This window comes from Pseudooceanicola endophyticus (assembly GCF_018760365.1).
In the GTDB taxonomy this organism is placed as follows: Bacteria; Pseudomonadota; Alphaproteobacteria; order Rhodobacterales; family Rhodobacteraceae; genus Pseudooceanicola; species Pseudooceanicola endophyticus.
This window is the reverse complement of sequence record NZ_JAHIAB010000008.1, coordinates 79,551-100,373: the sequence shown is the minus strand read 5'-3', so window position 1 is coordinate 100,373 and position 20,823 is coordinate 79,551. Positions and strand designations below refer to the sequence as shown.

General features: G+C 67.3%; 19 protein-coding genes. 4 read left to right on the top strand and 15 right to left on the bottom strand.

Going from position 1 to position 20,823, the window contains the following annotated elements; all coding sequences use genetic code 11:
- Positions 1 to 3: 3 nt before the first annotated feature.
- Entirely contained in the window at positions 4 to 2,046 is a 2,043-nt protein-coding gene (locus KM176_RS14715; RefSeq protein ID WP_160894722.1) for a hydantoinase/oxoprolinase family protein, read from the bottom strand.
- 104 nt (positions 2,047 to 2,150) lie between these two features.
- A complete protein-coding gene (locus KM176_RS14710; RefSeq protein WP_160894723.1) occupies positions 2,151 to 3,026 on the bottom strand; it encodes a LysR family transcriptional regulator in 876 nt (291 codons plus the stop codon).
- A gap of 97 nt (positions 3,027 to 3,123) precedes the next feature.
- Between KM176_RS14710 and KM176_RS14705 the strand changes: the two genes are divergently transcribed.
- Positions 3,124 to 4,227, top strand: a complete 1,104-nt coding sequence (locus tag KM176_RS14705) for an NAD(P)/FAD-dependent oxidoreductase (protein WP_160894724.1) — start codon at positions 3,124 to 3,126, stop codon at positions 4,225 to 4,227.
- A 2-nt stretch (positions 4,228 to 4,229) separates the two neighbouring features.
- Here KM176_RS14705 and KM176_RS14700 read toward each other — a convergent pair whose 3' ends face one another.
- A complete protein-coding gene (locus KM176_RS14700) occupies positions 4,230 to 5,555 on the bottom strand; it encodes an NAD(P)/FAD-dependent oxidoreductase (protein ID WP_160894725.1) in 1,326 nt (441 codons plus the stop codon).
- Positions 5,556 to 5,713: 158 nt separating this feature from the next.
- Between KM176_RS14700 and KM176_RS14695 the strand changes: the two genes are divergently transcribed.
- On the top strand, positions 5,714 to 6,211 hold the full coding sequence (locus tag KM176_RS14695; RefSeq protein WP_160894726.1) for an Lrp/AsnC family transcriptional regulator: 498 nt from the start codon (positions 5,714 to 5,716) through the stop codon (positions 6,209 to 6,211).
- 35 nt (positions 6,212 to 6,246) lie between these two features.
- Here KM176_RS14695 and KM176_RS14690 read toward each other — a convergent pair whose 3' ends face one another.
- The 10 genes from KM176_RS14690 to KM176_RS14645 form a co-directional block, all read right to left on the bottom strand.
- Complete coding sequence (locus tag KM176_RS14690; protein WP_160894727.1) at positions 6,247 to 7,908, bottom strand: ABC transporter ATP-binding protein; 1,662 nt, start codon at positions 7,906 to 7,908, stop codon at positions 6,247 to 6,249.
- A 3-nt stretch (positions 7,909 to 7,911) separates the two neighbouring features.
- Positions 7,912 to 8,766: an ABC transporter permease gene (locus KM176_RS14685; protein WP_160894728.1), complete on the bottom strand. Its 855-nt coding sequence runs from the start codon at positions 8,764 to 8,766 to the stop codon at positions 7,912 to 7,914.
- Positions 8,766 to 9,725 (bottom strand): ABC transporter permease, encoded by a 960-nt coding sequence (locus tag KM176_RS14680; protein WP_215558791.1) that lies wholly within the window; start codon positions 9,723 to 9,725, stop codon positions 8,766 to 8,768. Before KM176_RS14680 ends, KM176_RS14685 begins: the two co-directional genes overlap by 1 nt.
- Positions 9,726 to 9,792: 67 nt before the next feature.
- The gene (locus tag KM176_RS14675; RefSeq protein ID WP_160894729.1) at positions 9,793 to 11,403 is read right to left on the bottom strand and encodes an ABC transporter substrate-binding protein; all 1,611 of its coding nucleotides are present in this window, start codon (positions 11,401 to 11,403) and stop codon (positions 9,793 to 9,795) included.
- A gap of 63 nt (positions 11,404 to 11,466) precedes the next feature.
- Positions 11,467 to 12,204 carry an HAD-IA family hydrolase gene (locus KM176_RS14670; protein ID WP_160894730.1) on the bottom strand — a complete coding sequence of 246 codons (738 nt, stop codon included), beginning with the start codon at positions 12,202 to 12,204 and terminating at the stop codon, positions 11,467 to 11,469.
- A 240-nt stretch (positions 12,205 to 12,444) separates the two neighbouring features.
- Positions 12,445 to 13,356 (bottom strand): 2-hydroxyacid dehydrogenase, encoded by a 912-nt coding sequence (locus KM176_RS14665; protein WP_160894731.1) that lies wholly within the window; start codon positions 13,354 to 13,356, stop codon positions 12,445 to 12,447.
- Entirely contained in the window at positions 13,356 to 14,726 is a 1,371-nt protein-coding gene (locus KM176_RS14660) for an aspartate aminotransferase family protein (protein WP_160894732.1), read from the bottom strand. The genes KM176_RS14665 and KM176_RS14660 overlap by 1 nt, the downstream gene beginning before the upstream one ends.
- 12 nt (positions 14,727 to 14,738) lie before the next feature.
- Positions 14,739 to 15,578, bottom strand: a complete 840-nt coding sequence (locus tag KM176_RS14655) for a GNAT family N-acetyltransferase (RefSeq protein ID WP_160894733.1) — start codon at positions 15,576 to 15,578, stop codon at positions 14,739 to 14,741.
- Between the two features lie 128 nt (positions 15,579 to 15,706).
- Complete coding sequence (argE, locus tag KM176_RS14650) at positions 15,707 to 16,804, bottom strand: acetylornithine deacetylase (protein ID WP_160894734.1); 1,098 nt, start codon at positions 16,802 to 16,804, stop codon at positions 15,707 to 15,709.
- Positions 16,804 to 17,172: a cupin domain-containing protein gene (locus tag KM176_RS14645; protein WP_160894735.1), complete on the bottom strand. Its 369-nt coding sequence runs from the start codon at positions 17,170 to 17,172 to the stop codon at positions 16,804 to 16,806. Before KM176_RS14645 ends, argE begins: the two co-directional genes overlap by 1 nt.
- Positions 17,173 to 17,375: 203 nt before the next feature.
- Here KM176_RS14645 and KM176_RS14640 point away from each other — a divergent pair, with 203 nt between their 5' ends.
- Both KM176_RS14640 and KM176_RS14635 read left to right on the top strand, forming a co-directional pair.
- On the top strand, positions 17,376 to 18,041 hold the full coding sequence (locus KM176_RS14640; RefSeq protein WP_160894736.1) for a haloacid dehalogenase type II: 666 nt from the start codon (positions 17,376 to 17,378) through the stop codon (positions 18,039 to 18,041).
- Between the two features lie 14 nt (positions 18,042 to 18,055).
- Entirely contained in the window at positions 18,056 to 19,345 is a 1,290-nt protein-coding gene (locus tag KM176_RS14635; protein WP_160894737.1) for an NAD(P)/FAD-dependent oxidoreductase, read from the top strand.
- A gap of 29 nt (positions 19,346 to 19,374) precedes the next feature.
- Here the strand turns inward: KM176_RS14635 and KM176_RS14630 are convergent, their stop codons facing one another.
- Both KM176_RS14630 and KM176_RS14625 read right to left on the bottom strand, forming a co-directional pair.
- Entirely contained in the window at positions 19,375 to 20,364 is a 990-nt protein-coding gene (locus tag KM176_RS14630) for a GNAT family N-acetyltransferase (RefSeq protein ID WP_160894738.1), read from the bottom strand.
- Between the two features lie 179 nt (positions 20,365 to 20,543).
- Positions 20,544 to 20,759: a hypothetical protein gene (locus tag KM176_RS14625; RefSeq protein ID WP_202397837.1), complete on the bottom strand. Its 216-nt coding sequence runs from the start codon at positions 20,757 to 20,759 to the stop codon at positions 20,544 to 20,546.
- Positions 20,760 to 20,823 lie beyond the last annotated feature (64 nt).

Below are 20,823 nucleotides of genomic sequence, written 5' to 3'. Positions count from 1 at the left end.
GGATCAGGCCTCGAAGCTGAGATGGATGTTGAGCGTCTCGTCCACGCGGGCGCGGGCGCCCGGGGGAATGGCGAAGGTGGTGTCCTCCTGGGCGACGATGGCGGGGCCGTCGAAGACCGTTCCGGCGGCAAGCCCTGCGCGGTTGTGCAGCGGCACCGGGCGCCAGCCGCCGATATGGACCTGCACGTCGCGGCTTTCAGCCGCCTCGACCCGGGCCAGTTCCGCCAGATCGGGCTTGGGCCCGGCGCCAATGGCAGACAGGCGCAGGTTGACGATCTCGATCCGGCCCTCGGGGTCGTCGAAATCGTAGATCCGGCGGTGGGTCTCGTGGAAGGCGCGGGCCATCTGCGGCAGGTCCGACAGCCAGTCGGGCTCCAGCGCCACCTCGATCTCGTAGCTTTGGCCTCCGTAGCGCATGTCGGCGGAAAGCCTCAGGTCGGCGGCGCCCTCATGGCCCTGGGCGGTCAGCCAGGCGGTACCTTCGGCGGCCAGCGCCCGGAAGTGATCGGCCAGCAGCGGCAGGCGTTCGCTGTCCAGATCGGCAAAGACGGTGCGGATGAAATCGCCCTTCAGATCCGCGACCAGCCCCCCTAGGGCCGAGACGACGCCCGGACGGCGCGGCGCCACGACGCGCGCCATCCCCAGTTCCTTGGCAAGGAACGCCCCCAGCATGGGGCCACCCCCGCCAAAGGGCATCAGCGCAAAGTCCCGCAGGTCGACCCCTGCGCGCGACGACAGCTTCTCGACCTCGACGAACATCTCGGAAATCGCGATGTCGAGGATCGCCTGCGCGGTTTCCTCCACGCCGCGCCCCAGTTGCGCGGCCAGCTTGCCCACGACCGCGCGGGCCAGATCGACATTCATGTCAAGCTGCCCGTAGGCCATTTCCGAATGGCCCAGCCAGCCGCAGACCGCCATGGCATCCGTCACGGTCGCCCGTTCGCCGCCGCGCCCGTAGCAGGCCGGCCCGGGGTTCGAGCCCGCGCTTTCGGGGCCCACCCGCAGCACGCCATGGTCATCCACCGACGCGATGGAGCCGCCGCCGATCCCGATCGAGCTGACCGAGACAGAGGGGATGTGCAGCGGGAATTCCCCCACCAGCTCGTCCGAACCGAACTGCACCTCTCCGTCGATGATCAGTGCGAAATCGGCCGAGGTGCCGCCGATATCCAGCGTCAGGATGCGGCTTTCACCGGCCTGACGGGCCAGCCAGGCGGCCCCGATGACGCCCGAGGCGGTACCCGACAGCAGCATCGACACGCAGTCGCGGCGCCCCTCGGCGGCGGTCATCACGCCACCGTTGGATTTCGTCAGCATGGCGCGGGCGGGAACGCCCTGGGCCTTCAGGCGTGCCTCCAGCGCTTCAAGGTAGCCCGAGACGCGCGGATAGACATAGCCGTTCAGGATTGCGGTCGAGGTGCGCTCGTATTCGCGGATCACCGGCCAGACCTCGGAGGAGGTGAAGACGAAAAGATCGGGGGCGAGCGCCTCGATTTCCTTGCGGATCTCGGCCTCCTGGGTGCTGTCGCGCCAGGCATGGAGCAGGGCGACGATGATGCCTTCGGCGCCCGCGGCGCGGGCCTTGGCGACGACCTCGGCCACCGCGCCTTCGGGGGCATCGCTGCGCCGGCCATCGGCGCGCATCCGCACCGGCAGGCCGAAGATGCGGTCACGCGGCACCAGCGGATCGGGGCGCTGGCAGAACAGCGAATACATGTCGGGCATCCGCAGGCGGGCCAGTTCGATCACGTCCTCGAAGCCCGCGTTGGTGACCATGGCCAGCTTGGCACCCTTGCGCTGGATGATGGTGTTGATGCCGACCGTGGTGCCATGCACGAAGCGGCTGACCGCCTCGGCCGACAGCCCCTCGCGCTCGGCCAGCAGATCGAGGCCCCGGCGCAGCTCCGCGCCCGGATCCTCGGGCGTTGTCAGCACCTTCAGCGAGGCGATGCGCCCGGAGCGGGCCTCCAGCGCGCAGAAGTCCATGAAGGTGCCGCCAATGTCGACACCGATCTTCCAGTCCTCTGCAGGGGTGAGACCGTCCATGAATGATCGCCTTTCCGTTCGTTTGCCCCAGTCGAGCAGAGCAGACGCGCCAGGTCCAAGACGGAAGACGGGCGACCCCATAAGCAAAGCCTATGGGTTGGGGATCAGCTTACCTGCGCACGGATCTGCGCCCGCATCAGCTCCTCGGGGCGCGACAGGCTGCGCCCGCGCAGGGTCAGCAGCGACAGCGGCAGCGCCGGGGATCCGGCCAGCGGGCGCACCGCGAGGCCGGCGAACTGCGCCCAGGGCAGCAGAGAATCGACCACCGCGATGCCCAGCCCCGCCTGCACGAAGCCCACCGCCGAGATCGATGTGTCGATTTCCAGCCGCGGCTCAAAGCGCAGCCCGGCGCGGCGGGCGGCACTGTCCAGCTCTTCGTGCGGGCGGGTGGCGGCGCGGTAGGAGATCACGAATTCCTCCGACAGGTCGGCCAGCGCGATCTGGTCCTGCGCGGCCAGGGGGTGATCTTCGGGCAGCAGGCAGCAAAAGCCGGTGCGGCCCAGCACCTCGACCTCGATATCGGGGGGCATCCGGTCGGTCAGGGCGATGGCCATGGCGGTGTCGCCCTCGCGCAGCATGGTGCGCAGCGACATGACCGGGGCGACGTTGCAGCGCAGCGCGATGTCGGGATGGCGGACCCGGAAGGCCGCCATGACCTGCGGCAGCAGCGACATGGCCGGCGGGGTCGAGCAGCCGATGCGCACCAGACCCGCCCGCCCCAGCTTCAGATCGGCGGTCTTGCGGCGCAGCCCCTCCAGCTCTCCGAACAGGCGCTCGGCCTCGGGGTACAGCTCCTGCGCCTCGGGGGTGGGTTTCAGGCGGCCCTTTTCGCGGTCGAACAGGGCAAAGCCCAGCTCATCCTCCGTATGCCGCAGGATCTGGCTGAGTGCGGGCTGAGAGATGTTCAGCATCCTTGCCGCCTCGGTGACGGTTCCGGCCCGCATGACGGCGGTAAAGATTTCCAGCTGGCGCGCGCGCATCATTCATCCATAGGTTCGGCTTATGACTCTCTCCGTTTCCCGTCTTTGACCCGGGCCGTCAAGGCGCGTTCTTCTGGGGGCAACGAAAGGGGCAGACATGCAGGTGATCGTTCTGGGCGGCGGGCTGATGGGTACGGCCACGGCCTTCTTCCTGGCCCGCAGGGGCCATCGGGTGCAGCTGATCGAGCGCGGCCATATCGGCGCGGGGGCCACCGTCGCCTCCTTCGGCAATATCCGCCGCACCGGGCGCTACCTGCCACAGCTGCCGCTGGCGCATCGCTCGCTCGCGCTGTGGAACCGCGCCGAAGAGCTGCTGGGCCAGGATGTGGAATTCCGCGCCACCGGTCACCTGCGGCTGATCTTCGACGCCGCCTCCCAGGCCGACATGGAGCGTTTTGCCTCAGAGGCCCGCGCCTGGGGGCTGGAGATCGACGCACTGTCCCCCGCCGAGATCCGCCGCCGCTTTCCGGGCCTTGGGCCGCAGGCGATCGGCGCCAGCTTCTCCCCGCAGGACGGCAGCGCCAATCCCCGTCTGGTCGGCCCCGCCTTCGCGCAGGCGGCGGCGCGCCTCGGGGTCGAGATCCTGGACCAGGCCGGAGAGCCCGACGTGACACGCACCGCTGCCGGGTTCCGGGTTTCGACCGCGCGCGGCACGCTGGGGGCGGAGGTGCTGGTCAACTGCGCGGGCGCCTGGGGCCGCGAGATCGCCCGCCAGTTCGGCGAACCCGTCCCGCTGAGCACCCATGGCCCGCAGATGGCGGTGACGGAACCCCTGCCCCACCGCATCCTGCCGGTGGTCGGCATGTGGAGCCAGGATGCCGGCGCCTACCTGCGCCAGGTGGAACGCGGCAACGTGGTCTTCGGCGGCGGGGTGGCGCGCACGCCGGTCGGCGCCTCGGGGCTGGCGAAGGCCGATCCGGCACGGCTGGAAACCCAGCTGCGCAAGGTCGTGCAGCTGTGCCCGGCGCTGGCCGATGTGGCGATCATCCGGCAATGGTCGGGCTGCGAGGGCTATGTGGCCGACGGGCTGCCGGTGATGGGCGCCTCGGGCACCACGCCGGGGCTGTTCCATGCCTTCGGCTTCTGCGGCCATGGCTTCCAGCTGGGCCCGGGCGTGGGCGATGCCATGGCCGAGCTGATCGACCGGGGCCGCTGCGAGACACCGCTGGCGCCCTTCGCGATCACCCGGTTCGCGGCATGAGATCAGAACTCCGACACCTTGCCCCATTGCGACTGGCCGAAGCGCGCCAGCCGGTACTGGCGGGTTTCGGTGATCGGATCGCGGCCCAGCAGCATGTCGGCCACCAGATGCCCGACCCCCGGCCCGATGCCGAAGCCATGGCCCGACAGGCCCGCCGCCAGCGTCAGCCCGGGCAGGCCGATGTCGGTGTCGATCACCGGCACGCCGTCGGGAGTACTGTCGATATAGCCCGCCCAGGTCGCCTGCACCGGCAGGCCCTTCAGCGCCGGCAGCAGGCGGTGGGCATTGTTCAGCGTCTCGCGGATCAACGCGGCAGAGGGCTTGGGATCGAGGATGCGCATCCGCTCCATCGGGGTTTCGCGGTCCAGCGCCCAGCGTTTGCGGGTCTCGTGCCCGGCGCGCCAGGCCTGCAACCCGCCCGGAGAGAGCACCCGCCAGCGCTTTGCGGCCATCGGCAGGAAATGCTTCAGCCCCATCAGCGCGCCCGGCGTCAGGTCCAGGCTGGCCCGCCCCGAGATCGCCAGCGTCCAGGCGCCATCGCCGCGCGCGGTGACCGAGATGTCCTTGGTGTGCAGCGCCGGCGGCAGACCTTCAACCCCGGGCCCCACCGACAGGATGGAAGAGCGCACGGCGCTTTGCGGGAAGGCGATGCCCTGCTGGTGCAGGAAGCTGGCCGCCCAGGCGCCGCCCGACAGCACCACCTGGCGGGTGCGGATCCTGCCCTTTTCCGTCACCACCGCACTGACCGCGCCGCCCTCCAGCTCCAGCCCGCGCGCTGCGCAGCCCTGCACGACGATGCCGCCATGCTTCATCACGCCCTTGGCGATCAGCGGCGCGGCGCGCGAGGGATCGGCGATGCCGTCGGTCGGCGACCAGACCCCGCCCGCCCAGGACTGGCCGGTGGCACGGCCACGCTCGGCGGCTTCGGTCGCGTCCAGCATCCGGGTGTCGATCCCCTCGCCCCGCGCGAAGCGGCCCCATTTCGCCCAGCCCTCGATCTCGGCCGGATCGCGGGAAAGATAGAGCAGGCCGCAGCGACGAAAGCCCAGGTCCTCGCCGATATCGCTGGTCATCTCTTCCCAGAGGCCGAGGCTTTGGGTCGACAGCGGAAGTTCGCGGGCGTCACGGTTCTGCTGGCGGCACCAGCCCCAGTTGCGGCTGGATTGCTCGGCGCCGACGCGGCCCTTTTCGACCAGCACGACCCGCTGCCCGGCCCGCGCCAGCCAGTAGGCGGTGCTGACCCCCACGATGCCCGCACCGATGACGACACAATCGGCGCTCTCGGGGGGAAGATCCTGTGTTACGATGGGCAGAAGGGGGGCGGTCATGGCGTCTCACTCCGGTATTTGAGACAGGAGTACCATCACCGCATCAGCGCCATCTGCCAATTCCCGCAGGCTGACGGCATATCCTTCCGAATGCGATTGACACGACAGGCCACCTGGCCTTTTCAGACCACAATGACAAAGACTTGGGAACGCCCCGCATGACTGCCCGATACAAGCTCGACCGGATCGACCTGAAGATTCTTGCCGAGTTGCAGCGCAATGGGCGGATCACCAACGTGGAGCTGGCCGACAAGGTTGCCCTGTCGCCCTCACCCTGCCTCATGCGGGTGAAGAAATTGCAGCAGTCGGGCTATATCACCGGCTACGCGGCACAGATCGACGTGCCGAAGCTGGGGGAAACGCTGACAGTTTTCACTGAATTCACCCTGAAAAACCACCGCCAGATCGATTTTGCCCGTTTCCAGGACGCGCTGGAAAAGGTCGACAGCTGCGTCGAATGCCACCTGGTCTCGGGCGGGTACGATTATCTGGCGAAATTCGTCTGCGGGTCGATCTCGGACTACCAGACCATCATCGAGGCGCTGATCGACCGCGACGAGGTGGGGATCGACAAGTACTTCAGCTTCGTCGTCATGAAGACGCCCTTCGCCAAGACCCAGATCCCGCTCAGCCGGCTGTTCGCCGACAAGCTGTAGGGGCAAGGGGCGATCCCCCCTGCCCCGCCGGCGGCTCAGCGGTTGCCGAAGCGTTCCAGCAGCGCCGGGTCCTGCTCGAGGCCGGACAGCCACCCGGTGTCGAGCTTCGGCACCGAGGACACCAGAAGCTGCGAATAGGGATGGGTCGCATCGGTGCTCATTTTTGCGGCAGGCAGGCGTTCGACCACCTCGCCCTTGTACATCACCAGCACGTCATCGCAGATCGCCTCGACCGTCGAAAGGTCGTGGCTGATGAACATGTAGGACAGCCGCAGTTCGCGCTGCAGCTCCTTCAGCAGGTCGATGATCGCGGCGGCAACCACGGTATCGAGCGCCGAGGTGATCTCGTCGCAGAGGATCAGCTGGGGTTCGGCAGCCAGCGCCCGGGCCAGGTTGATCCGCTGCTTCTGCCCGCCCGAAAGTTCGGACGGAAGCCGGTGACGCAGGTTCGCCGGCAGGCGCACCATGTCCAGAAGCTCGATCACGCGGGCCTCGCGGGCCTTGCCCTTCATGCCGTGGTAGAAGGTCAGCGGGCGGCCCAGGATGGTCTCGATCGACTGCGCGGGGTTCAGCGCGGTGTCGGCCAGCTGGAAGACGATCTGGGCATGGCGCAGCTGTTCCTTCGAACGCTGCGCGAGGCTCGCCTCCTGCTGGAAACCGTCGACCAGAACCTCGCCCCGGTAGGGCGGCAGGATGCCCGCTACGGCGCGCGCCAGGGTCGACTTGCCCGAGCCGCTTTCCCCGATCACGCCAAGGTTGCGGCCCCGTTCCAGCGCGAAGTTGATATCCTTGAGGATCTTCGCCCCCGGCTCTCCGTTGCGGATCGGCCCGTAGCCGGCCGAGAGGTTGCGCACCTCCAGGATCGGCGGCTGGTGGTCGGCATCGTCGAATTCCAGCGGCTTGTGCAGCACCGGTTCGAAGGCCGCCAGAAGCTCTCGGGTGTAGGGATGGGCGGGGGCGTCGAGGATCTGCTGGGTCGCTCCCTCTTCCTGGATCTCTCCACCTTTCAGCACGATGATCCGGTCGGCGATCTGGGCCACGACGGCCAGGTCGTGGCTGACGTAGACGCCTGCCATGCCGCCCTTCTCCATCACCGAGCGGAAGGCGCGCAGCACCTCGATCTGGGTGGTCACGTCGAGCGCGGTGGTGGGTTCGTCGAAGATCACCAGCTTCGGATCGCCGATCAGCGCCATCGCCGCCGAAAGCCGCTGCAGCTGCCCCCCCGAGACCTGGTGGGGATAGCGTGACCCGATGGTGTCGGCATGGGGCAGCGCCAGGGCGCGGAACAGCTCAACCGCCTTCTTCTCGGCGGCGTCGCGCGGCATCAGCTTGTGGATCGCGGTGATCTCGATCACCTGGTCCATGATCCGCTGGCTGGGGTTGAAGGCGGCGGCAGCCGATTGCGGCACGTAGGAGACCTCGGTGCCGCGGATCTCGGCGCGCTGGCCCTCGCTCATGGCGGTGACGGTGTTGGCGCCCAGGCGGATCTCTCCGCCCTCGATCCGGCAGCCGGTGCGGGTATGGCCCATCAGCGACAGCGCGATGGTGGTCTTGCCCGAGCCGCTTTCGCCGATCAGCGCCACGATCTCTCCGGGGGCGATGTCGAAGCTGACGCCCTTGATGATCTCCACGTGGCGGCCGCTGTCGGTGGTGGCGCCGATCTTCAGGTCGCGGACGGAAACGAGGGGGGTGCTCATGGGTCAGCTCCTGTCGCGGATCTTGGTGGGCAGGTTGTCGATGAACATGTTCACCGAGATGGTCAGCGAGGCGATGGCGACCGAGGGGAAGAGGATCGCCGGCGCGCCCAGCGACAGCCCCTCGATGTTCTCGCGCACCAGCGCACCCCAGTCAGCATTGGGCGGCTGCACGCCCAGACCCAGGAACGACAGGCCCGACAGCACCAGCACGATGAAGACGAAGCGCAGGCCAAGGTCGGCCAGCACGGGGCCAAGAATGTTCGGGAAGATCTCGCGCAGGATCAGGTAGGGGGTCCTTTCGCCACGGGCGCGGGCCACGGTGACGAAGTCCATGGTGTTGACGTTGACCGAGAGGGCGCGGGCAAAGCGGTAGCTGCCGGGCAGGTAGATCGCCGCCAGCGTCAGCACCAGAACCGGGATGGAGGATCCCACGGCCGCCACGGTCACCAGCCCGAAGAGCAGCGAGGGGATGCCGTTGAATGCATCCAGCAGCCGCGACAGGATCATGTCGAACCAGCCGCCCACGACAGCCGCGACCATGCCCAGGATGACGCCGCCCGCGCAGGCCAGGAAGACCGAGACCAGCGCGATGCCGACGGTGTAGCGCGCGCCCATCAGGATCCGCGACAGCACGTCCCGGCCCAGGTAGTCGGTGCCCAGCAGGTAATCATGGGACATCGGGGTGAAGTAGTCCCAGTTGACGATCTCGCCCGGGGGATAGGGGGCGATCTCGGGGCCGATGATGGCGACGACGGCCCAGAACAGGATCACCAGCAGACCGATGCGGCCCACCCAGTTGAAGGAATAGCCCAGGTTGCGGGGCGTCGGCAGGCGGAAGGAAAGAGCCTTGTCGGTCATCAGCGGCGCAGCCTCGGGTTGGAGAGAATGGCAATCAGGTCGGCGAGGGTGATCAGCGACAGGTAGCTGACGCAGAAGATCATCGCGCAGGACTGGATCAGCGGCAGGTCCCGGGTCGAGACCGCATCCACCATCAGCTTGGCGACGCCGGGATAGTTGAAGATCGTCTCGACGATGATCACGCCGCCGACGAGGTAGGACAGCGACAGCGCGATGGCATTGGCAATCGGGCCCAGGGCGTTCGGCAGGGCATGGCGCAGCACCATCCGCGAGCGCCGCGCGCCCTTCAGCAGGGCCATTTCCACGTAGGGGGTGTTGATCGTCTCGATCACCGCGGCGCGGGTCATGCGGATCATCTGCGCCGAGACCACGAAGGTCAGCGTGATCACCGGCATGGCATAGGCCTTCAGAATGGCGGTGAAGCTGCTGGTGTCGGCGGCGTAGGACAGCGCCGGCAGCCAGCCCAGCCAGACCGCGAAGATCAGCACCGCCAGCGTCGCCACCATGAATTCCGGCACCGAGATCACCGAGATGGTCAACACCGTGACCACCCGGTCCAGGATAGAGCCGCGCCACATCGCCGCCGAGATGCCCAGTACCAGCGACACCGGCACCGAGACCAGCGTGGTGATGCCGGCCAGCTTCAACGAGTTGACCAGCCGGTCTCCGATCAGCTGCGCCACCGCCATGTGGTTGACGTAGGACGTGCCGAGGTCGCCGTGCAGCAGCCCCGCCAGCCAGCCCAGGAACCGCAAGATGGCCGGTTCATCGAGGCCCATCGCCTTGCGCAGACCGGCCACCGCCTCGGGCGTGGCGGCCTGGCCAAGCAGGATCTGGGCCACGTCTCCGGGAAGAAGCTCGGTTGCGAAGAAGACGGCGAAGGAAACGATGACCAGGGTCAGCAGCGCGATGGCAAGGCGCTGGCCGACGAGCATCCATGTGGTGAGAGAGCGGAGCAATGGCGACCTCGGCGTTTGGTGTCGTATCGGGGGCCGGGCGGATCGGAGCGACCCGCCCGGCAGGGGATCAGGCGTTCAGCCAGACGTATTCGGCGAAAGCATAGCCCATCATGCCGCCCAGCGGGTTGGGCTTGAGGCCACCGACCTTCGAGGACAGCGCATCGACGTTGGAAATGTAGACCGGGATCGCGGTGCCGGCCTCGTTGGCGACCATTTCCTGCATCTCCCAGTAGATTTCCTTGCGCTTGGCGTCGTCCAGGGCACCACGGGCCTCGACCAGCATCTTGTCGAACTTCGGCGACTTGTACTGGCTTTCGTTCCAGGGCGCGTCCGAAGCGTAGAGCAGCGAGAACAGGATGTCCGGGGTCGGGCGCGGGTTGATGTTGCCGAAGTGCACCGGCGCCTTCAGCCAGTAGTTCGACCAGTAGCCGTCGGAGGGCACGCGATCGACCTTGAACTTCATGCCGATCTGGTCGCCCGACTGCTGCACGATGGTCGCCATGTCGACCGAGGCGGTGGCCGCGTCGGAGGCGACGATCGGGATCTCGGTGCCCAGCAGGCCGGCCTTGTCGAACAGCGCCTTGGCCTTCTCGGGGTCGAACTCGCGCGGCTTGAGGTTCGGGTTGTGGTAGCGGTTCGCCGAGGAGACCGGCTGGTCGTTGGCGATCTCGGCCAGGCCGCGGAACACCGACTTCTGGATGGCCTCGCGGTTGATCAGGTACTTCATGCCCTCGACGAAGCCGGCCTTGTCACCGGGGTTCAGGTCAAGGCGCATGTTGAGGTTGGTGTAGTTGCCCGAGGTCGTGACCGAGGTCGCGACGTTGGAGTTGCCCTTGAGCAGGCGCATGGAGCGCGGGTTGATCGAGGCCGCCAGCTGGATGTCACCCGACATCAGCGCGTTGACGCGGGCGTTGTTGTCGGAGATCGCGAAGAACTCGAAGCTGTCGAGGTAGGGGCCTTCGGGCTTCCAGTAGTTGGTGTTCTTCACGCCGACGGACTTCACGCCCGGCTCGAAGGTTTCCATGACGAAGGCACCGGTGCCGTTGGCCTTGGTGAAATCGGTGGTGCCATCGGCCACGATCATGAAGTGGTGCAGCGCCAGGATGGTCGGAAGGTCGGCGTTGGCGGCGGCCAGCACGATCTTCACGGTCTTGTCGTCGACCTTGGAAATCTCGGTCATCTGCTTGGCGATGGAGTTCACCTTGGAGCCCACGGCCGGGTCGAGGTGACGCTTCAGCGAGTAGACGACATCGTCGGCGGTCAGGGTCTTGCCGTCGTGGAAGGTGACGCCGGACTTCAGCGTGATCTGCCAGGTCTGTGCATCGTCGGTGGCGATGTCGTCGGCCAGTTCCATCTGCACTTCGCCGTGCTCGTCCAGGAAGGTCAGGCGGTTGTAGACCGAGCAGCAGCGCACGTAGTCGGTCGACAGCGACGCCTTCGCCGGGTCCAGCGTGTCGGCGGTGGACGAAGACCAGCCGGCCGCGCGGAGCGAACCGCCCGAGACCGGGGTGGCGGCGACGGCGGTGGTGGCGCGCATCAGCAGCGAACCACCGGCCGCGACACCGACGCCCGAGGCCATCAGCATCTTCAGCAGGTCGCGGCGGCTGGCGCCGCGACGGATCATGTGCTCGACCATCGCATCGTCGCGATGGGTCCAGTTGGTCGGGGTCTTCGTCATGGTCTACTCCTCGTTGGTGTGTTTGAACGGCGTCCGGCGATCTTCAGGCCGCCTGGGGCCGGATCATGCCTTCGTCGCGAAGGCGTCCTCTGCCGCCTCGGCCAGTTCGGCCAGGGCGTGGAAGTGGTAGTCGGGCTCAGTGAACTCCTTCGGCTCGATCGTGCCGCCATAGCCCTTCTGGGCGTGCCGGCGCTGGATCCAGGCATTGGTCATGCCCAGCTCGCGCGAGATGCCGATGTCGTGGTACTGGCTTTGCGCGGTGTGCAGGATGTCATCCTTGGAGCCGCCGTCCTTCTCCACATAGGCGAAGACCTGGTGGAAATAGTCGGGGTTGGGCTTTTCGCAGCCGGTATCGTCGGTGGTGAAGCCCGCCCAGAACGGCTGGCCCAGCTTCTCGGCGTATTTGTCGAAGGCCCAGCGACGCGCGTTGGTCATCGCGATCAGCTTGTAGCGCGCCTTCAGCTTGGCCATAGCGGCGGCGCTGTCGGGGAAGGGTTTCGCATCGCCCACCATGTCGATCATGAACTGGCGGTTTTCCTCGGTGTCGGGCAGGCCGGTCTTCTCGGCAATGCGCGAGAAGCAGCGGCCCAGATCATCGGGGAAGCGCAGCGCGTCCGGCTCGTAGCGGGCATCGCGGTAGATCGCCAGGGCGGCCTCTCCGTCGATGTCCATCCCGGCCTTCTCGGCGATGGCAGCAAGCCCGTCCTTGATGGCGCCTTCGAAGTCGATCAGCGTGCCCACCACGTCGAAGGTGACATAGGAGAATTCGGTCAGGGGTTTCACGGTCGTCATCGCCGTCATCACGGCAGTCCTTTCCTGGAAGAGCCACTGAGGGTGGCTGGCCTTCTGCTGAAGTCCGCGCGGGAGGGGCGCGGACGGTCCTGGGGGATGCCTGGGGCTGGATCCCGGCCCTGGGATCAGCCTCTCCCGGATGGGCGGGTCCATGGATCCATAATCCATGCGGGAGGCGGCATTTTCTTCTCTATTCGGGCGCGGCGCAGCAGATCCGGCGGTCTGCTGCGCCCGCCTCGGTATGCGGGCTCAGTACCCGCGCGCCGGATCGACCAGACCGGGCAGTTCTTCACCTGCGCGCCCTGCCCGGATCACGTTCAGCCCATGGCGCGCGCCCTCTTCGTAATCCGTCACGGAACCGATATGCGGCGTCACCACGACCTTCGGATGCGTCCAGGCCCAATGGTCCTGCGGCAGCGGTTCGGGATCGGTGACATCCAGCATGGCCGCCCCGATCTGACCGCTGTCGAGCGCCGCACCAAGCGCATCCAGATGCAGCTGCGCCCCGCGCCCGGCATGGACCAGAAGCGCGCCCTTCGGCAGTTTCGCCAGGAAGGCCGCATCCATCAGGCCGCGGGTTTCGTCGGTCAGCGGCAACAGGCAGATCAGCAGATCCGTCTGCGCGAGGAAGGTATCCAGCATATCCTGCCCGCAGACCTCAAGCCCCTCGACCGGGCGGCCCGAACGGGAATAGCCCAGCACCGGGAAGTCGAGCGCCCGAAGCGTTTCGGCCACCTTGCGCCCGATCCGGCCCGTGCCCATGATCCCGACCCGGCGCGAGCGCGCCTGGCGGGTCGGATGTTCCTGCCAGAGCCCCTGCCCCGCCTGATCCAGATAGGCCGGCATGTCGCGGTGCAGCATGAGGCTGGCCATTACCACCCAGTCGCGCACCATGCCCTCGATCCCCGGGGCAAGCGTGCGCACCAGCGCGACGCCCTCGGGCACGGGGCGGATGTGATCGACACCCGCGCCCGAGCAGATCACCGCCTGAAGGTTGGGATAGAGCGTGAGGTCCCCCGGAGGGGACCAGCACAGGATATGGGTGATCGCGGCCGGGTCGGTGACCGCATCGGCGCCGATCACGATCTCTTCGCCGGCCTCGGCGAAGACCTGCTTCCAGACCGCGCCCCGTTCGGGGGTGGAGAGGAACAGAAGCGCCATCAGGCCAGCGCCGCGCGGACGTCCGCGTCTTCCAGCGTCAGGTCCAGCACCTTGCGGGTGCGTTCGACGATCTGGTCGATCTCTTCCATCGTGCAGCACAGCGGCGGCGCATAGCCGAAGATGCCCTGGGCGAAGGAACGGATGATCAGGCCCTGTTCCCAGGCGCGGTCAAAGAGGCGGGTTGCCGGTTGCACCGAAGCGGGCAGCGGCGTCTTCTTGTCCTTATCGGTCACCAGCTCGACCGCCGCCAGCATCCCGCGACCGCGCACATCGCCGACCAGCGGGTGATCCTTCAGGCCGTTCAGCCCTTCCATCAGCCGGGCTCCGGCCTTGCGACCGTTCTCAAGCAGGCCGCCCTCGTACAGGCGCAGCACTTCCAGTGCCACCGCAGCCGAGACCGGGTGCGCGGAATAGGTGAAGCCGTGACCCACGGCCTTCGCCCCTGCCCCTTCGGCGATGGTCTCGTAGACATGGTCGCGCATGAAGACCGCGCCCATAGGCACATAGCCAGAGGTCAGGCCCTTGGCGCAGGTCATCAGGTCGGGAACGATCTCTTCCTCGGAGCAGGCGAACAGCGGGCCGGTGCGCCCGAAGCCGGTGATCACCTCATCGGCGATGAACAGCACGCCATATTCGGCGCAGAGGTCGTGCATCGCCTTGACCCAGCCCTTCGGCGGCACCAGCACCCCGCCCGAGCCCTGGATGGGCTCAAGGTAGAAGGCCGCAACCTTCTCGGGGCCGATGGCCTCGATCTTGGCCTTCAGCTCGGCCACGGAGGCGTCGATGATCGCCTGATCGCCCTGGATCGGGTTGCGATAGGTGTAGTGCGAGGAAATCTTGTGCTGCCATTGGTAGGGCACGCCGAAACCGTCGTGGAAGCCCGGCAGCGCGGTCAGGCCGGCGCCCATGGTCGAGGAGCCGTGGTAGCCCTGCTCGACCGAGATGAACTGGTCGCGCTGCGGTTCACCCTTGGCATGCCAGTAGTAGCGCACGAAGCGGATCGTGCTGTCGACCGAGTCCGAGCCGCCAAGCGCGAAGTAGACATGGTTCAGGTCGCCCGGCGCGCGTTCGGCCAGGGCGGCGGCCAGCTTGATCGGGGCTTCGGCGCCCAGGTCGAAGTATCCGGTGGCGTAGGGCAGCTTGCGCATCTGCTCGGCAGCGGCCTCGACGATGCTTTCATGGCCATAGCCGGCGTTGACGCACCACAGGCCCGCGAAGCCGTCCAGCAGCTGGCGGCCTTCGGAATCGGTGACCGTGGCGCCCTGGGCGCCGGTCAGCACGCGCACGCCGCGCGCCTCGTGGCCACGGAAGGAGGAAACGGGATGGACGAGGTGCTGGCGGTCCAGCTCGACCAGGGAATTTGTCAGCATGATATGCTCCGCTCAGCCCAGTGCCTGAGAGACAAGGGCGTAGGTTGTGAAATCTGCGTCGGTGCGGGACCTTGCGTCACGCACCATGGAGACACCGCCACCGGCATGGGCGAGGCCCAGGCTTTCGGCGTAATCCGAAAGGCCTGCGGTCTCGGGCAGGTCGATGCGCAGGAAACGGCCCTCGCATTTCGTGGCCGCCGCGGCGATCAGCGCGCGGGCGGTCGGAAGATCGCGGGCCACCACGGGTCCGACGACATGGCCGCGCCCGAAGGGCCGCAGCAGGGCGAAGCCGCCCTCGGTCACCAGCATCTCGCCCTCGGCCTCGATGCGGGCCAGAAGGGCTGCGCGCTCCAGCCCGCTGGCGGCCAGATCGGCGGCGGCGAAGGCGTCAAGATCCGCAACCGTACCCTGCCGTATGTCACGGCGCGGATCACTGGCCCGGGCGATGCCCTGATGCTGGAGGATCTGGCCGGTGGCGACGAAACCCAGCTTTTCGTACAGCGGCAGGCCGTCGGCGGTGGCGACCAGCCGCAGCTCGTGCCCGGCGCCGAGGTTCAGCACCGCCTGCATCAGCCGACGGCCCAGGCCGCAGCCGCGCATCCGTTCCGCCACGATGATCATGTTGACCGTCGCCGCCGTGCCGAAGGCCGAGCAGATCGCCGTGCCGACCACCGTCTCTCCTTCAAGCGCCACGACCCCGCGCGACACCCCAAGCGTCAGCGCCCAGTCCTCGGCCCGGTGCGGCCAGGCGCATTCCTGCGACAGGCGCAGCGCCCCGGGGATATGGGCGGGGGTGAAGGGCTGGATGGTGATCTCGGGCGTGGCGGCCGCGAGGGAGGAGGCTGCGGTCATGGGGGTCTCTTCTTCTTGTCTTGCCACCGTCAGGCTAGCGTGGGGATGGCGGCATGTTCGCCCTGATCCCCTGCCCCGGCAGCAGTTTTCCCTGCGGCAGGGCGGGGCCGCCGCAGGAAATGCCGTGTTCAGGACAGATGCCGCCCGAGGGCCAGCACCATCTCGACCGCGCCGGTCAGCTCGGCTTCGGTCAGGTATTCCTCGGGCTTGTGGGCGCGGGCGATGTCGCCCGGTCCGCAGATCACCGAAGGCACGCCGGCGGCCTGGAACAGCCCCGCCTCGGTGCCGTAGGACACCGCCTGAAGCGCGGGGTTGCCGGAGATCGCGCAGGCCAGATCGGCCAGCGGATGCCCTTCGGGCAGCGCCAAAGCGGGATAGCTGGAGAGCCATTCGGCCTCCACCCCCGGCAGGCCGATCAGCGGCGCAAGGATCTCTTCGGGGTCGACACCGGCGATGGCGCGGGCCTCGACCCTGGCTTCGGCGGCATCGGGGATGATGTTGATCGCCTGCCCCCCCGACAGCGTGCCGATCTGGAGCGAGGACCAGGGCGGCGCGAAGCGTGCATCCTGCGGTCCCGTCTTCAGGGCCTCGGCCTGGACCACGGCGGCAGAAAGTGCGGGCAGCAGCGCATGGATCGCGTTCACCCCCAGGTCGGGACGCGACGAATGCCCCGAAACACCCCGGGCCGAGAGCTTCAGCGCGGCCTTGCCCTTGTGGGCCAGCACCGGCACCAGCCCCGAAGGTTCGCCCACGATGCAGCCCAGGGGCGGCGCGCAAAGCTCTGGCAGGCGCGCCAGAAGGTGCGGCACGCCCTTGCAGCCAGCTTCCTCGTCATAGGAAAAGGCGATGTGCACCGGGGCCTTCAGCGCCATGTTGGCAAGCTCCGGCACGGCGGCCAGAACGGCGGCATCGAACCCCTTCATGTCGCAGGCGCCGCGCCCGATCAACCGGTCCCCGTCGCGCCGCAGCACGAAGGGATCGGCGGCCCAGCCCGGTTCACCCGCCGGCACCACGTCGACATGGCCCGACAGGATGTAGCCCGGCACCGAGGCATCGCCCAGCGTCGCGAACAGGTTCATCCGGTCGCCCTCGGGCCCCGGCAGCAGGTTCACCTGCGCGCCGTGGGCCTTCAGGTAATCGGCGACATACTCCATCAGGGCGCCGTTCGGGGTGCCGACGACGCTGGGAAAGGCCACAAGCCTTTCCAGGATCTCGGCGGCACGCATCAGGAGGCGATCACGAAGATCTTGCGCACTGTCTCCAGCGTGTTCCAGGTGCCGACGAAACCGGGCTTCATCACGAAGCTGTCGCCGGGGCCGAAGACATGGGAGGCACCACCGTCTTCCGCAATCTCGCAGCGGCCCGACAGGATGTGGCAGAACTCGAAGGTCTCGCCCTTCATGGAGATGGTCTTGCCGGGGGTGGCTTCCCAGATGCCGGTGCGCACCTTGCCCCACTGGGCGGCCTCGGCGATGGCGGTATCCAGTTCCCAGGTCTTGTAGCTGGGCGCGCCTTCGATCAGGCGCTCGGGGGCGGCCTCACCGGGGCGGGGATCGAAAGTCGGTTGGGTCTCAAGGGGCACGAGCAGGGTCATCTGTCTCTCCGGTAGGGTGTCGTTTGCCCCCCTACCCTGCCCTGTCCGCCGCCTGTGAAGGCACCGAAAGCGCCACCGCCACGGCACGGCCTGCCGCCTTCCGCGCGACAAACGCAATTTCCTGCGCTGAAAGTGGCAAACGCGGCAGGCGCTGTGGCCCGGCCCGGGTGAACATGACGGCATCAAGGACTCCGGAGAACGACATGACCTTCCGCCCCAAATTCATCACCTTCGACTGCCACGGCACCATGATCTATTTCGACATGGCCGGTGCCGCGCGTGATTTCTACGGCGAACAGCTTGGCCCCGAGAAGATCGAGACCTTCATCCGCGATTTCTCGGCCTACCGCCTGGACGAGGTGCTGGGTGCCTGGAAGCCCTATGCCGAGGTGGTGCACAATTCGCTGGAACGCACCTGCAAGCGCAACGGCGTGGCCTTCGATCCGGAGATCGCCGTCAAGATCTACGAGCGCGTACCGACCTGGGGTCCGAATGCCGACGTGCCCGCTGGCCTTGCCAAGATCGCACCGCATATCCCTCTGGTTGCATTGACGAATTCCATGAACAGCCAGATCCCGCACAATATTGCCAAGCTGGGCGCCCCGATCGCCCATGTCTACACGGCCGAGGATGCGCAGGCCTACAAGCCGCAGATGAAAGCCTTTGAATACATGCTGGACCAGCTGGGCTGTGGCCCCGAGGACGTGCTGCACGTCTCCTCCAGCTTCCGCTACGATCTGATGACGGCGCATGACATGGGGATCAAGAACAAGGTCTGGGTCAACCGCGGCCATGAGCCCGCGAACCCCTACTACGGCTACACCGAGATCAAGGACATCTCCGAGCTTCCCGCCGTCGTCGGCCTGTGAGAGGACGCACCGCGATGCAATTCAAATCCTACTGGCACGACACCTCCGTCCCCTTCGCCCATGGCCAGAGCGGCCCGGTCGAAGGCAAGGTCGATGTCGTCGTGATCGGGGCCGGGTTCACCGGCCTCAATGCCGCCCGCAAGCTGGCCCGTGAAGGGGTAAGCGTCGCGGTGCTGGAGGCCCGCCACGTCGGGTTCGGCGGCTCCGGGCGCAATGGCGGGCACCTCAACAACGGCATGGCGCACGGCTATGGCGAGGCGAAGGCCCATCTGGGTGCCGAGCGCGCGAAGGCGCTGTGGCAGGCTTACGACCGTTCGATCGACATGATTGAGGACGTGATCGCGGAAGAAGGCATCGCCTGCGACTTCCGCCGGGCCGGCAAGCTGAAGCTGGCCTCCAAGCCCAGCCACGTTGCCGGGCTGCGCGCCAATTTCGAGACCATCCACCGCGAGGTCGATTCCGACACCCGTTTCCTGGAGAAATCCGAACTGGGCGCCGAGGTCGGCTCGGACGCGTTCCATGGCGCCATGCTGTACGGCAAGTCGGCCATGATGCACATGGGGCGTTACGTGAACGGCCTGGCCGAAGCGGCGCATCGCCACGGCGCGCGGATCTGGGAAGACGCCCCGGTGATCGACCGGCGCCGGGATGGCAGCGGCTGGCGGATCGAAACGCCGAAGGGCGCGATCCTGACGGACCGGGTGATCGTCGCGACCAATGCCTATTCCAACAGCGTGCCCCAGGCGCCGCTGGCGCATTTCCGCAGCCGCATCATCTCGGTCGGGTCCTTCATCGTCGCAACCCGTCCGCTGAGCGATGACGAGATCGCGGCCACCCTGCCCGGCAACCGCACCTACGTGACCTCGATGAGCATCGGGAACTATTTCCGCCTGTCCCCGGACAAGCGGATCATCTTCGGCGGCCGCGCACGCTTTTCGGCCACTTCCGACCAGAACTCGGATGCGAAGTCGGGCGTGGTGCTGCGTGCCGGGCTTGAGGGGATGTTCCCGCAGCTGAAGGGGATCGATCTGGACTATTGCTGGGGCGGCATGGTCGGCATGACCAAGGACCGTTACCCCCGTGCCGGCGAAGTCGACGGCATGATCTACGGCATGGGCTATTCCGGCCACGGCGCGCAGATGTCGACGCTGATCGGCCAGGTCCTGGCGGATCAGGCCATGGGCCGGACCGATACCAACCCGTTGCAGGGCCTTGATTGGCCGAAGGTGCCGCTGCATTCCGGCAAGCCATGGTTCCTGCCCCTGGTGGGCATGTACTTCGGTCTGAAGGACCGGATCTCGTAACAAGAAAGGGGGCCGAAAGGCCCCCTTTTCTATCCCAGCGACTGCATGGCCAGCCCGTAGGTGACCGGCCCCGTGGTGGCCCGGCGCAACCGACCGAAGCGCATGTCCGTCACCGTGTCGTAGACCCCCATCCCCGCAGCCGAAAGGAAGGCCTCGAACCGTTCGCTCTCGACAATCGTGTCGAGGCGCAGGAACGACCCCTCTTGCGCCATGATGAAATGCGCGGCCAGCTGCATCGCCACGTCGTCCTGTTCGGCAATGAGCGGGCCGATCACCTTGCCCTTGCCGAAGTTCCGCATCATCGCGAAGCCCTCGATCTGGCCTCCTCGTTCGGCCACGATGGCCTCGGACGCCCCCAGAAGCACATCCAGGATCGCCCGACGCGCGGCCCCGAAGGCATGCAGGTCGAGGCCGAGAACAGCCTCCATGTCGCGCGGCTCCAGCGGGCGCAGGGACAGGCCCGGTACAGATGCGGGCGGACGGATCGCCCGGGCAATGCCCTGATGCTGGTAGACCAGACCGACCGGCGTGAAACCCGCGGATTCGTAAAGCCGGTAGCCCTGGCGCGTCGCCGACAGCCGCAGGTCGCGTCCCTGGCAATCCGTCATCACGCGACGCAGAAGACGCCCGCCGGTGCCCTGGGCCTGCAGGCGCGGCATCGTCACCATCATCCCCAGCATGGCGAAATCGGGGTCGCTGCAGAACCCCATGACCGAGCTTAGCGGGCGCCCGATCTCGTCCAGGGCGACGTAGCCGGTGCCCAGCCCGACGACCAGCTCGATATCGGGGGCACGGTGCGGCCAGAAGACGCTGACTGTCAGCTCGTGCAGGCGGTTCACCATCGAAGGGTCCAGCGCCTCGATGGTGGCCTTGTAGATGTCAACCTGCATCCAGTCATCCTGCACCTTGGGCGCCTCGCGGCGCATGAAGGCGCGATACCGCGACAGGGCCTCGGGGGGCATCTGGGCGGCGCTGCCCTGCGGCAACGGGATGGCAGATGGGTCTTGATCCACGGTCATGCTCTGTACTTTCGTTCCTGGCCCCGGGTCCCTGCGCGGACCTGCAAGCCCCTTATCCCTCGGATCGCGTGAACAGATGTGCCGTATCACCGCGCCATCCCCGAAGTTTCTGCCGTTCCGAGCCGCGGGAACAAGCCTTCTCCTGCCGAAGTGCCCGATTTCCCCGAAACTGGTGCGGATCAGCCCTGCAATCGGGCCTGCGCCTGTTCCAGCAGGGCAATCGTGCGGTCATAGGTGTCCAGCGACTTCGGGAAATGCTCCCTCTGGGATCTGTAGAAGGCCAGCCACCGGTCCAGATCCGCGACAGGATAGGTATTTTCCCAGGTCCCGAGCGCCAAGGTGAAGGTCCCGGCTTCGCGGTCAAGGGTGCAGTTTGCTTCGTTTTTCTGTGCCATGGGCCCGTCATGCCCCCAGCCCGGGCCGGGCACAAGGGGCAAGCTTTGGTGGAGCCGCGCGAAA